11 protein-coding genes are annotated in these 12,312 nt (G+C 45.7%); 7 read left to right on the forward strand and 4 right to left on the reverse strand.

The genetic code is table 11. The features are described from left to right. Window positions 1-213 precede the first annotated feature (213 nt). Window positions 214-552 (forward strand): hypothetical protein, encoded by a 339-nt coding sequence (locus BLO51_RS03290; RefSeq protein WP_174551187.1) that lies wholly within the window; start codon window positions 214-216, stop codon window positions 550-552. A gap of 108 nt (window positions 553-660) precedes the next feature. Here BLO51_RS03290 and gndA read toward each other — a convergent pair whose 3' ends face one another. The 4 genes from gndA to zwf are packed head-to-tail and all read right to left on the reverse strand — an operon-like array spanning window position 661 to window position 6,315. After that, complete coding sequence (gndA, locus tag BLO51_RS03295) at window positions 661-2,079, reverse strand: NADP-dependent phosphogluconate dehydrogenase (RefSeq protein ID WP_090666815.1); 1,419 nt, start codon at window positions 2,077-2,079, stop codon at window positions 661-663. 43 nt (window positions 2,080-2,122) lie between these two features. Continuing rightward, window positions 2,123-2,791 (reverse strand): fructose-6-phosphate aldolase, encoded by a 669-nt coding sequence (gene fsa / locus BLO51_RS03300; protein WP_090666817.1) that lies wholly within the window; start codon window positions 2,789-2,791, stop codon window positions 2,123-2,125. A 25-nt stretch (window positions 2,792-2,816) separates the two neighbouring features. Next, on the reverse strand, window positions 2,817-4,811 hold the full coding sequence (gene tkt, locus BLO51_RS03305; protein ID WP_090666819.1) for a transketolase: 1,995 nt from the start codon (window positions 4,809-4,811) through the stop codon (window positions 2,817-2,819). Beyond that, window positions 4,789-6,315 (reverse strand): glucose-6-phosphate dehydrogenase, encoded by a 1,527-nt coding sequence (zwf, locus tag BLO51_RS03310; RefSeq protein WP_090666821.1) that lies wholly within the window; start codon window positions 6,313-6,315, stop codon window positions 4,789-4,791. The genes tkt and zwf overlap by 23 nt, the downstream gene beginning before the upstream one ends. A 168-nt stretch (window positions 6,316-6,483) precedes the next feature. Here zwf and BLO51_RS03315 point away from each other — a divergent pair, with 168 nt between their 5' ends. The 6 genes from BLO51_RS03315 (at window position 6,484) to BLO51_RS03340 (ending at window position 12,304) form a co-directional block, all read left to right on the forward strand. Further along, window positions 6,484-7,362, forward strand: a complete 879-nt coding sequence (locus BLO51_RS03315) for a LysR family transcriptional regulator (protein ID WP_090667008.1) — start codon at window positions 6,484-6,486, stop codon at window positions 7,360-7,362. A gap of 417 nt (window positions 7,363-7,779) precedes the next feature. Beyond that, a complete protein-coding gene (abc-f, locus tag BLO51_RS03320) occupies window positions 7,780-9,441 on the forward strand; it encodes a ribosomal protection-like ABC-F family protein (RefSeq protein ID WP_090666823.1) in 1,662 nt (553 codons plus the stop codon). 34 nt (window positions 9,442-9,475) lie between these two features. Further along, window positions 9,476-10,111, forward strand: coding sequence for a streptogramin A O-acetyltransferase Vat(I) (vat(I), locus tag BLO51_RS03325; protein WP_090666825.1), 636 nt, complete (start codon window positions 9,476-9,478; stop codon window positions 10,109-10,111). Beyond that, window positions 10,108-10,995 (forward strand): GNAT family N-acetyltransferase, encoded by an 888-nt coding sequence (locus tag BLO51_RS03330; protein ID WP_090666827.1) that lies wholly within the window; start codon window positions 10,108-10,110, stop codon window positions 10,993-10,995. Before vat(I) ends, BLO51_RS03330 begins: the two co-directional genes overlap by 4 nt. Window positions 10,996-11,084: 89 nt before the next feature. Then, window positions 11,085-11,603 carry a GrpB family protein gene (locus tag BLO51_RS03335; protein ID WP_090666829.1) on the forward strand — a complete coding sequence of 173 codons (519 nt, stop codon included), beginning with the start codon at window positions 11,085-11,087 and terminating at the stop codon, window positions 11,601-11,603. Window positions 11,604-11,707: 104 nt separating this feature from the next. After that, window positions 11,708-12,304: a sugar O-acetyltransferase gene (locus tag BLO51_RS03340; protein ID WP_090667010.1), complete on the forward strand. Its 597-nt coding sequence runs from the start codon at window positions 11,708-11,710 to the stop codon at window positions 12,302-12,304. Window positions 12,305-12,312: the final 8 nt, after the last annotated feature.

The following is a 12,312-nucleotide window of genomic DNA, read 5'->3' on the forward strand; positions in this document are numbered from 1 at the left end:
TGAATCCTTTTGTCGTCTACCAACCCGAATATATATCAAATGAGCAACGCATAAGTTATCTGGATCGGTATAAAAATTATCTGCTGGATCTTGAAACGATGTGAGCTCGGTATAAGTACCCCTGTGCAGCTCGTCCTTCGCTAGAGGGCGGGCTGTATTTTTGTCTAAGAGTCTTACAGTCCGGCAAACCACTTATATGTCAAATTGACCTGGGTGAGCATTGATGAATGCCCGTTAGGCTCGGGCGCAATGTCGGGCCTGGAATTACCGTGGGACCGAACGCGCATTGCACGGATGCTTGGCTTTGAAAGGTACTGTCGGCATGCATTAATGGGCGTTGCCTCCAAGGAATTTATGCTGCTTATCGGTGCCGAGTTGTCTACTGCCAGCGTAACGCTGACCCGATTTGTGACGGATTTCATGAACTGGGGCAGCAGCGAATATCGATTCATGAATTTGCCCGATCATTTGTGCGGGATTCTCTTCAGTGATGCCGTAAAAGAAAAATTTTACTATTTTAGAATAAATTATAGAAAAATTAACGCATACTAAAAGAGATTTATGGTTGTCTGATCCTCAAAGAAAAAAGAAAAAGCACTCTTTTATCCGAAAGAGTGCCCATTTTGTTGGAAATTTCGTTACTGGGATTGAACTATAATGTTATTCGGTATGTTCCATCCATTGAAAGTGAAAGCTTCCCTTTTGATCGATTCGCTCGAACGTATGCGCCCCAAAATAATCCCTCTGCGCTTGCAGCAAATTAGCCGGCAGCCTCTCTGTTCGATAGCTGTCATAATACGCTAAAGCAGAAGCAAAAGCAGGAACTGGAATCCCTCTGGTGACGGCAATAGAGACGACCTTTCTCCAAGCTTCCTGGTAGTTTGCAATAACCCCGCCGAAGTATTCGTCCAATAACAGGTTTTTCAGCTCTGGATTCTGGTCGTAAGCATCCTTAATATTTTGTAAAAACCTCGCACGGATAATACAACCTCCACGGAATATCATCGCGATGTCACCATAGTTCAAATTCCAATTGTACGCGTCAGAAGCAGCTTTCATTTGCGCAAAGCCTTGCGCATACGATGCGATCTTGCTCGCATACAAAGCTCTGCGAACGTCTTCGATGAATTCCTGAGGATCGCCGTCATAGGTTGAGGCCACAGGACCATTCAGCCGCTTGCTTGCGACCATACGCTCTTCCTTCATGGCCGAGATATACCGTGCGAATACGGATTCGGTAATGATGGACAATGGAACGCCCAAGTCCAACGAACTTTGGCTTGTCCATTTACCGGTTCCTTTCTGGCCTGCCGAATCAAGGATGACGTCCACCATTGGTTTACCTGTATCCGGGTCCGTCTTCGAAAAAATATCGGCCGTGATTTCGATCAAGTAACTATCGAGCTCTCCATTGTTCCATTCGGAGAAGATGTCATGCAGCTGGTTCGTATTTAAGTTCAATATATCCTTGAGCAGATGATACGATTCGCCGATGAGCTGCATATCGCCGTATTCGATGCCGTTGTGGACCATTTTGACATAATGGCCGGCGCCGTCTTCTCCGATATAAGTCGAGCAAGGGTCACCGTTCACTTTGGCCGAAATGGCTGTCAAGATGGGCGCTACCTGCTCATACGCGTCCTTTTGCCCGCCCGGCATAATCGCAGGACCCTTCAGTGCCCCTTCTTCACCGCCTGAAACCCCGGCGCCGATAAAGCGGAATCCTTTGGCTTGCAATTCTTTATTTCTTCTTTGAGTATCATGGAAATAAGCATTTCCGCCGTCAATGAGAATATCCCCTTGACTTAGGTAGGGCACAAGCTGATGAATGGTATCGTCTGTCGGTTGTCCCGCTTTAACCATGATTAATATTTTTCGCGGCGTCTCGAGCGATTGGACGAATTCTTCGACGCTGTACGTGCCAACGAAATTTTTCCCTTGCGTTTCCGCCAGAAGCTCATTTGTTTTCTCGGGCGATCGATTGTATACCGCAACCGAGAACCCTTTGCTTTCGATATTTAAGGCCAGGTTTTTACCCATGACAGCCAAACCGACCACGCCAATTTGCTGTTTTTTCATTGCAACAAACCTCCTTTTTCACTGCCGTCCTTTTGCCAATGACTTAAAGCTGAGCTGTTTTTGTCCAATCGGCCGCGAATTTGTCCATGCCTTGATCCGTTAAAGGATGTTTTGAAATTTGTTCGATGACGGCAAAGGGAATCGTTGCAATATGTGCGCCTGCCATCGCTACGCGAGTCACGTGATCCGGGTGGCGGACGGATGCGGCGATGATTTGGGCGTCCAGGTTATGAATACGGAACAATTCAGCGACTTTCGAAACGAGCTGCACGCCATCTTCCGAAATATCATCCAATCGGCCGAGGAACGGAGAGACATAGGTAGCGCCCGCGCGAGCGGCCAACAGGGCTTGGTTAACCGTGAAGATCAGCGTTACATTTGTTTTCACGCCTTTTTTACTCAGGTAACGGCATGCTTCCAAACCTGCCAGCGTCATGGGAAGCTTGATGGTGATGTTTTTGTCATTATTATTGATTTTGATCAGTTCGTTCGCTTGCGCAATCATGTCTTCGGCTGTAACCGCATCTGGCGTTACTTCGGCAGAAACGGATTCAACCTCAGGCACTTCCCGCAAAATCTCGGCAATTCGATCTTCGAATTTAACTCCTTCCTTGGCGACCAAAGACGGATTTGTCGTAACGCCGGCTAAGATGCCGATTTTATACGCTTTTTTGATGTCATCCAGATTTGCGGTGTCGATAAAAAATTTCATGGCTAACTACCTCCGTTTGTTCATTTTACTTCAGTAATTCTTTCGTCAGACGAACTACATGATTCGTGGAGAAACCAAAGTATTCCATGACCTCCGTACCGGGACCTGAAGCGCCGAACGTATCGATCGACAACACTTTTCCGCCTTGTCCCGTGTAACGCTCCCAGCCTAACGAAATTCCGGCTTCAATGGAAACCCGCTTCGAAACGGAATCTGGAAGAACACTCTGCTTGTAGTTTTCGGGCTGACGATCAAACAGTTCTCTGCTCGGCATGGCGACCACGCGTACGGAAATGTTTTCCCGCTCCAGCTCTGCTTTGGCACTCATGGCCAGAGCAACCTCGGACCCGGTTCCGATCAGAATGACATCCGGTTGATGGTTTGTTTCCGCCAGAACATATGCTCCTTTGGCCACCCCTTGAACATTGGCTTTGGTTGCTTCATATACGGGCAGGTTCTGTCTGCTGAGTATCAGCGCTACCGGCCCTTCATTTTGCTGCAAGGCATACGCCCATGCACTTGCTGTTTCGTTGGCATCGGTTGGACGAATGACCGTAAGTCCCGGGATGGTGCGCAGCGCAGCCAGTTGCTCAACAGGCTCATGCGTAGGTCCATCTTCTCCGACGGCAATAGAATCATGGGTAAATACATAAATCACTGGAAGCTTTTGCAGAGCGGCTAAACGAATGGCCGGGCGCAAATAATCGCTGAATACGAAGAACGTGCTTACGAATGGTTTTACGCCTCCATGCAGGGCCATTCCATTGCCAGCTGCACCCATGGCATGCTCGCGGACACCAAAGTAAATATTCCGTCCCGCGTAGGATTCGAAAGCGAATTTTTGCTCCCCTTTAATATCCGTCATCGTAGAATGCGATAAATCCGCGCTTCCTCCAAAAATCGAAGAAACGGTTTTTACGTAATGATTAATGGCTTCACCGCTTGCTACGCGCGTAGAAATAGTTTTAGAAGCATCGAACGTAAGGATATCTGCGGCATCGAACGAAACGGAACCGTTGATGACTTGCTCAAGCTCCTTGCCTTGCAAAGGATGCTGCGCTTGATAGGAAGCGACTAATTGGTTCCATTCTTCTTCTTTGGTCTCGCCTTTATGTTTAAGCTGCTCGAAAAGAGTTCTCACTTCTTCCGGAACAGTAAACTCTTCCTCATACTTCCAACCATAAGCTTCCTTGGTGGCCTTTGCCTCTTCTTTACCGAGCGGATTGCCGTGTACTTTGTTCGTTCCTGCTAACTTGCTTCCGTATCCGATAACCGTCCGAACTTCAATAAGAGTCGGCTGCGAATCGTTGTACTTGGCTGCTTCGATCGCTTCGGCAATTTGCGAAATATCGTTACCGTCCTCAACCCGTATATAGTGCCAGTCGGCTGATTCCGCTCTTTTCTGTATATTTTCACTGAAAGAAAGGTTAAGCGCTCCGTCCAACGAGATGTCGTTGGAATCATACAATACAATCAATTTGCCAAGCTTCATATGTCCTGCCATGGACATCGCCTCGTAAGAGATGCCCTCCATCAAGCAGCCGTCTCCGACAAGCGCATACGTGTAATGGTCGATAACCGGGAAATCATCTTGATTGAATTTCGCGGCCAGATGAGCTTCGGCCATCGCCATCCCGACGGCCATCGCAATTCCTTGTCCCAGAGGTCCTGTTGTTGCGTCTACGCCATCCGTATGTCCATATTCAGGATGTCCCGGTGTTTTGCTGTTCAGCTTGCGAAACTGTTTTAAATCCTCAAGCGAAACCTGATATCCTGACAAATGCAGGAGGCTGTACAGCAGGGCCGAACCGTGACCTGCGGACAGAACGAAGCGGTCGCGGTTAAACCATTTTGCATGACCGGGATTATGATTTAACAGTTTGGACCAAAGGGTGTACGCCATCGGCGCAGCACCCATCGGCAGCCCGGGATGACCGGAATTCGCGGAGTTGATGGCGTCGATAGACAGTGTCCGGATTGTATCGATAGCTAATTGATCAATAGGTTGAGTTACAGACATATTGTTCTTCTCCTTCTTTGATTTCGTTTTTTTGTTCAGGCTTGGCGTCGAACCACCAATGATAGCCGTCCTCTGCCAATAATGCATCGGACTCGGCAGGTCCGTAGGTGCCCGCTTCATACAGATGAAGGGGAACAAGATTCTCTTCGAATGCTTCCAAGATGGGCTCAACCCATTGCCACGACAATTCGACCTCGTCCCAATGTGCAAAGAATGTGGGATCTCCATGCCATGCGTCGTAAATCAAGTTTTCGTAAGCCTCGGGAACATCGTCTCGGCTCTCATGGAAGTCGATTTGAAGGGGCTTGAATTCCCCTTTATGCTGAGGGTCCCTCGTATTTAATTGCAATGTAATGCCTTCGTTAGGACTGATTTCAAATACCAGAAGATTGGGTACTTTCTTATCGTCATTTGCCTGGGAGGACATTTTTAACGGTTCCTTGAACTCAATCACGATCCGTGTTGATTTCTCCTTCATACGTTTTCCTGTTCGGATATAAAAAGGAACACCTCTCCAAAAGAAATTATCAATCTTCAATCTTGCGGCGATAAAGGTATCGTTCATTGAGGTAGAAGAGACCCCTGATTCAGACCGATAGCCGATTACTGGCTTTCCTTGAACGGTTCCTGCGTTGTACTGCCCGCGGATTACGCTTGCGCTCACCTCCTTTTTTTGAAGCGGCTCCAGGGATTCCATTACCATTTTCTTCTTGAAGCGCACCATTTCAGAGTTGCTGTTGTTCGGAAGGTGACTCGTCAGCATCATAAGCAATTGCAGCATATGGTTTTGGAACATATCTCTTATCGCGCCTACATGATCGTAATAACCTGCTCTTTCTTCTACGCCGACGGTTTCGTTGGCCGTAATCTGCACGTTAGCAATGTAATGATTGGTCCACAACGCATGAAGAGCCGGATTTTGCTGCAAAATCTCCAGCTTCTGCACCATCGGCTTTCCGAGATAATGATCGATTCGGAAAATTTCATGTTCCGCAAAAGCTTTACTGAGCTTCCGGTTCAAGCTCCTTGCAGAATGCAAATCATGACCGAATGGCTTCTCGATCACCAGTCGCTTCCAGCCGCTCGTGGAACCGAGCCCGCTTTCCTCAATGCCCGCCGCGATCGTTTCGAAAAATTCAGGACCGACAGATAAATAAAATAGGCGATTCGGTGAAATGCAAAGCTCTTTTTCCCGTTGTTCAATCCGCTTCAACAATTTCACATAATCTTCTTTACGGCCTATATCCAAAACACTGTACCGGAAGGAACGTAAGAAATCTTTGTTTAATGCAGAATTGGTTGCTTCACGTCTGGAAAAATGACGGAGAGCTTGCTCCACATTTGCCTGAAAGGATTCATCCGTCAGTTCTCTTCGACCAAGACCGACCAAAGCGAACGTTGGGGGCAGTTTCTGATCGATAAATAAATTATACAAGGCAGGGTATATTTTTCTTTTGGCTAAATCCCCAGTTGCTCCAAACAAGACAAAAGTGGTTGGTTCCATTTTTCTTACTCCTTCCTCTTAGGGTTCTCTTGTCATCCGTATTGGCAATTGCCGAAATATGAATTTTCCAATCCGGAAGATATGGTTTCTCTTTCGTAGTTCCACTATAATACGATTATGACCTATACAAGTAATAAATATATTTCACAGGAGCTATAGACCATGTCTATGAACAACAATTACGAACTATATAAGGTGTTTTATTGGGCTGCGAAGACAGGCAGCTTGACTCAGGCTGCGAGGGTCCTATACCTCACCCAGCCGAGCGTCAGCTACGCTATCAAACAACTGGAAGACAGTTTTGGCATCACTTTGTTTTACCGGAATTCTAAAGGAGTGTCGCTGACACAAGAGGGAGCCATCCTGTATTCTTATATCGAACAGTCTCAGATTTTAATTTCTTTGGCTGAAGAAAAAATGGCGGCGCTAAAAAATTTGGACAGCGGCGAGCTGCGGATCGGCGGAAGCGATTCGCTGTTCAAGCATTATTTGCTTCCATACTTGGAAGACTTTCATCAGCAATATCCCGGCATCAAACTTCACCTGAATCATGGAACGACCCCGGAAATTATTGCGTATTTAAAAGAAGGTAGAATTGATTTGGGCGTCGTTCGTATGCCTATCGCCGATTCTTTGCTTGAGGTGAGGGAGAGTATCCAGCTGCAGGATTGCTTTGTGGCGGGGGGACGTTATGCCGAGCTTAAGGACGCGGTGCTATCGCTCGATATGCTGCTCCAGTACCCCGTTATCCTATTCTCGCGTAATAGCCGGGCACGAATGGCCATTACGGAGTTATTTCAAAGCTACGGCTATCCACTCAAACCTGAAATCGAGGTCGGAAGCGTGGATCTTCTCATCGAGTTTGCGCGGAAAGGTCTCGGGATCTCCTACGTGACCAGAGAATTTGTTGCGAAGGAGCTGGAAGAGGGCTCTCTCTTCGAGGTTCAATTAGACGTGGAGCTGCCGCCAACTCACGTGGGGATTATGATTATGCGGAACATGCCGCTTTCTACTGCTGCAAGCAGGTTTATGAAGCTGGTTGAATAGTTCTTTCCTTCATGAGAAGTCACCCGAAAATAGTGTTCATAGTTGCCAAACGTGGATAAATCCAGTATATTAATTAATAACTCAAGGAAAGGTGGTATCCAGTTCTAACATGTACTATCTGATCGCTTCCTAATCCCTAACAAAAGGATACGGAATGCAGGCGCTACGAATACGGTAGCCGCATTAGGTATGGTGTGTCCATCCTAATTGCTCAGATAACTCATGTTGGAGACGAAGACTGGAAACCACAACGAGCGTAAACTTTACTTGATTGGTAAAGTCCAAGTTTACTTAGGCATATTTATACTATGCTGTGGCTTTTATAGTCTATCCGGCTGCGAGTGCGTCTGCATTCGCGGCCTTTTTTCGTAAGGGATTACTGTATCCATCGTTCATTTAGACGAGGAGGTAGACCTTATGACGATCCTGTTGTTACAAAATGTTAGTAAAAGCTATGGTAACCATCAAATTTTGGATCAGGCAACTTTTGCAGTTCATTCCGGCAACCGGGCCGCGCTTGTTGGCACGAATGGGGCCGGTAAATCAACCATCTTGAAATTCATTATGAATTTGGAGGAACCGGATGAGGGGGAAATTTCTCTCATGAACGGTATCACGATCGGCTATTTGCCACAATCGTTGAAAACGGATGAATCCTTATCGATCCGTCAATATATTTATAATGCCCAGAAGGAACTGCATGCTCTGCAGCGGCGTCTGAACAAGCTGTCTGCAATAATGGCGACCGCCGAGGGGAAAGAATTGTCCGCTGCATTGGCCGAATATGGCACGGTATTGAGCCGTTTTGAGCAGCGTGGCGGTTACAATATCGAATACCGGATACAGCTTGTGATGGAAGGGCTCGGGATTGGCTCTCTGGATGAGGGAAGGTATCTTTCTACGCTTTCGGGCGGACAGCAAACCAGAGTGGGTCTTGCTGCTCTGTTGATTGAAACACCTGACCTGCTGCTGCTGGATGAACCGACCAATCATCTGGATGCACAAGCTTTGAACTGGTTGGAGAGCTACCTGAGCAACTATCCGGGCACGCTTCTGATGTCATCTCACGACAGGCATTTTCTAAATCGAACCGTTAATCTAATCATTGAAGTCGATGATTATACGCATAAATGTTCGGAATACCCTGGGAATTATGACAACTACAAAGCAAAAAAGCGAAAGCAACTGCTGAAGTGGGAAGACGATTATCATCGTCAGCAGGAGGAAATGAAACAGCTTCAGGAGCGAATGAGTGAAAGCGGCCGTCAGGTGAACCACAACCGTCCGCCAACGGATAACGACAAGTTCGCCAAGCACTACTTCCGCGGACGCGTTCAAAATGCGATTTCGAAAAAAGTCCGCAATGCCGAGACGAAATTAGAGCGGCTGCAGGACAGTCAGATCCCGGCGCCTCCCAAGCCGCTTGTGTTTCATCTCGATTTTTGTCCGGAAGTTCTGCAAGGGAAGACCGCCATGCATGTGTCTGGAATCAGCAAATCTTATGACGGTCGGAATCCGGTGCTTAGGAGTATCGAGTTGTCGGTGGAGGCTGGCTCACGTGTGCTGATAACGGGACCGAACGCTTCAGGCAAATCGACACTATTGCACATCCTTGCCGGACGGATGCGGCCTGATACGGGGGCCATTCACCTTGCTGAAGGAGTCAAGGTCGGCTATTTGGAACAAGACATGAACACGGGACACCGTTCCTCCGCCTTCGGCGCGGCGAAGACTGTAATTGAAGCATACCGCTTCGACAGAACGGGGTATGAGGAGGATTTGATCGCCGAGCTGCTGGCGTCGCATTTGTTCAGGCCGGAGGAGATAAACAAGCCCCTCTCTGCATTGAGTCCGGGACAATTCCGTAAGCTTGAACTTGCCAGACTGATCTCGTCTAAGACAAATTTACTCGTTATCGACGAGCCAACAAATCATTTGAGTCCCGAATTAATTGAACAATTTGAACAAGCGCTTCGGCAATTTCCCGGACCCGTGATCGCCGTTTCCCACGACCGGCGGTTCATAGAACAGTTTGGAGGCACTGTATACAGACTTGATGAAGGAAGACTGACGAGTTAAAGCATCATAAACAAAGAAGAAGGAAGGATCACTTATGCTAGGACCAAATCCAAGAGAGAAATACCCAATACCCGGGAATAAAAATGTACAGTTCATCAACAATACGATTACAAAATCCAACATCATCGTTGGGGATTATTCATACTATGATGCATTACATGGAGAATCGTTTGAGGATCAAGTGCTATACCATTATGAAGTCTTGGGTACGAAACTGGTGATTGGAAAGTTCTGTTCGATCGCTCCCGAAACAAGATTTATTATGGGGGGCGGTAATCATAGAATGGATGGCTCAACTTACCCGTTCAACATTTTCGGTAACGGCTGGGAAGCTTATACCCCTACATTGGAACAATTGCCGCTTAAAGGGGATACGGTTGTTGGCAACGACGTCTGGATAGGCAGACGTGCAACCATTATGCCGGGTGTACGTATTGGTGATGGAGCCATCATAGGCGCCGAGTCGGTTGTCGTAAAGGATGTGAAGCCGTACACGATCGTTGGCGGAAATCCTGCAAAGGAAATACGAAAACGTTATTCACCGGAGATCATTGAGGAGTTGTTGGAAATCCGTTGGTGGGATAATGATATTGAAATCATCAATCAAAATATCGAGGCGATCGTAAGCGGGGATATCGAATCGTTAAGAAAAATGAGGAGTTTACGATGAGAGAGGTTCGACTAATTAGTGACTACAAGCAGAACGAAGTATATAAAGAGAGCTTTAATGAACTCGCAAAGCAGACATTTGGGCTGGATTTTAAAGAATGGTATGATAAGGGTTGTTGGAATGACGATTATATTTGTTATTCATTCGTAGACGGGGATACGATTATTGCAAATGCTTCGATCAATAAGATGCTTCTTACGTCAAATGGCAAAGAATATAAGGCCATCCAAGTGGGGACGGTCATGACCCATCCCGATTATCGGCATCAAGGGTTGTCGGCTAAGCTGATGAACCATATCATGGAGAAATATGAAAAGGAATATGATTTTATCTATTTATTTGCGAATGAAACGGTGTTGGATTTTTATCCGAAATTTGGCTTTGAGAAGGTACATGAAAGCAGCTTCACTCTGGCGGTTTCGGATTTGAAGAAGCAAGTGGTAAAACCGGCTCTGCGCAAGCTGGATGTCGACAATCCGGTGGACTTCGAGCTGATGAAGGAGTTTGCAGTTGAAAGAATACCTGTATCGTCAACATTTGGCGTAAAGAATAATGAGAATTTGTTGATGGTTTACTTGATTGTTGTTTTTCGTGATGCCATCTACTATGACCATGATGAGGATGCGATACTTCTATTTGAACAAAAAGAGAATACGTTGCATGTTTATGATATCGTAAGTAAAAGGAAAGTCAATTTAGAGACAGTTGTCAGCCATATGATTTCTGAAAAGACGGAGTTTGTTCATTTTTACTTTGTACCTGACAGTGACAATGAGAACATCCAGTCCACCTTGATAACAGAGACGGATGATGTGTTGTTTGTTCGACCGTTATTCCTGGATGAAGGGAAGCATTTTAGATTTCCGCTGACCTCTCATTCGTAGCAAATATTTTTTGAACTTATTAAGGTTTGTATTAAAGCCATTTTTGATATAAAATTTAGCAATAGTTGTGCTGGCGGGAGGTCAAAGAATTGTATATCACAGTCGTAGAATATGATCCGAATTGGAAAAACGAGTACCTCAAAGAAGAGCACGCAATAAAGGAAATTCTTCAAGACGAATTGGTGAACAGCTTTCATATTGGAAGTACTTCCGTTCCCAATTTAAAAGCAAAACCTATTATCGACATTCTGCTTGTTGTCAACGACATCAATGAATTAGATACTTACTCTGCCCAATTTGAAAATCTTGGTTACGAAGTTATGGGCGAATTTGGAATCAAAGGAAGAAGATATTTCCGTAAGGGCGGAGATCACCGCACGCATCAAATTCATGCTTTCCAGTATGACAATATTCAAGAAATCGAAAGGCACCTGTCGTTCAGAGATTATCTTCGCCTGAATCCGGGAATATGTAAGGAATACGGAGAAATAAAAAGTAAATTAGCTGACAAATATCCAACCGACATTGATAGCTATGGCGACGGTAAAGATGATTTTGTCAAAAAAATAGAAAAAGAAGCTCTCCAATGGCATTGGTCTATTCGCTAAAATCTAATGCTTGAAGCAGGCTGACGCCATTTGAATAAGGGCGTCAGCTTATCTCATTTATTCAAAAAGCTCAAAAGCGGGAGGTATAAAATACAATGATGAATATGAGTGAGAAAGAAAAAATGAAGCTCGGGTTGCTTTATGATGCGAACGGTAACGAGTCACTCATTAAAGAACGAGAATACGCTAAGGAGATATGTTTTCAGTATAACCAACTTCCCCCCTCAAGAGCGGAAGAAAGAAAAGATATAATAAAAAAGTTATTTGGCAAAACGGGGAATAACTTTTTGATTGAACCCTCTTTTTATTGTGATTATGGGTATAACATTGAAATAGGTGAGAATTTTTACTCTAATCATAATCTGGTGATATTAGACGGAGAAAAGGTTACCTTTGGAGATAATGTGTTCATTGCTCCTAACTGTGGCTTCTATACAGCAGGTCATCCACTGGATGTGGAACAGCGTAATATGGGGCTGGAATATGCCTATCCGATAAAAGTCGGAAACAATGTATGGATCGGGGGAAATGTTTCTGTTATGCCGGGGGTAACGATAGGCGACAATACCGTTATTGGCGGGGGGAGTGTTGTCACAAAAAATATTCCCTCAGGTGTAGTCGCTGTTGGAAATCCTTGTCGTGTACTGAGGGAGATCACGGATGAAGATAAGAATAAATATAGAAAAAGCATGAATGAATAGCTGGGAAA

Origin of the sequence: Paenibacillus tianmuensis (genome assembly GCF_900100345.1) — a bacterium.
Taxonomy (GTDB): Bacteria; Bacillota; Bacilli; order Paenibacillales; family NBRC-103111; genus Paenibacillus_G; species Paenibacillus_G tianmuensis.

Excerpts from the sequence above, each read along its gene's own strand:
- abc-f (WP_090666823.1), top strand. The coding sequence starts at position 7,780 with ATGACGATCCTGTTGTTACAAAATGTTAGTAAAAGCTATGGTAACCAT.
- BLO51_RS03330 (WP_090666827.1), top strand. The coding sequence starts at position 10,108 with ATGAGAGAGGTTCGACTAATTAGTGACTACAAGCAGAACGAAGTATAT.
- BLO51_RS03315 (WP_090667008.1), top strand. The coding sequence starts at position 6,484 with ATGAACAACAATTACGAACTATATAAGGTGTTTTATTGGGCTGCGAAG.
- fsa (WP_090666817.1), bottom strand. The coding sequence starts at position 2,791 with ATGAAATTTTTTATCGACACCGCAAATCTGGATGACATCAAAAAAGCG.
- gndA (WP_090666815.1), bottom strand. The coding sequence starts at position 2,079 with ATGAAAAAACAGCAAATTGGCGTGGTCGGTTTGGCTGTCATGGGTAAA.
- tkt (WP_090666819.1), bottom strand. The coding sequence starts at position 4,811 with ATGTCTGTAACTCAACCTATTGATCAATTAGCTATCGATACAATCCGG.
- zwf (WP_090666821.1), bottom strand. The coding sequence starts at position 6,315 with ATGGAACCAACCACTTTTGTCTTGTTTGGAGCAACTGGGGATTTAGCC.
- BLO51_RS03340 (WP_090667010.1), top strand. The coding sequence starts at position 11,708 with ATGAGTGAGAAAGAAAAAATGAAGCTCGGGTTGCTTTATGATGCGAAC.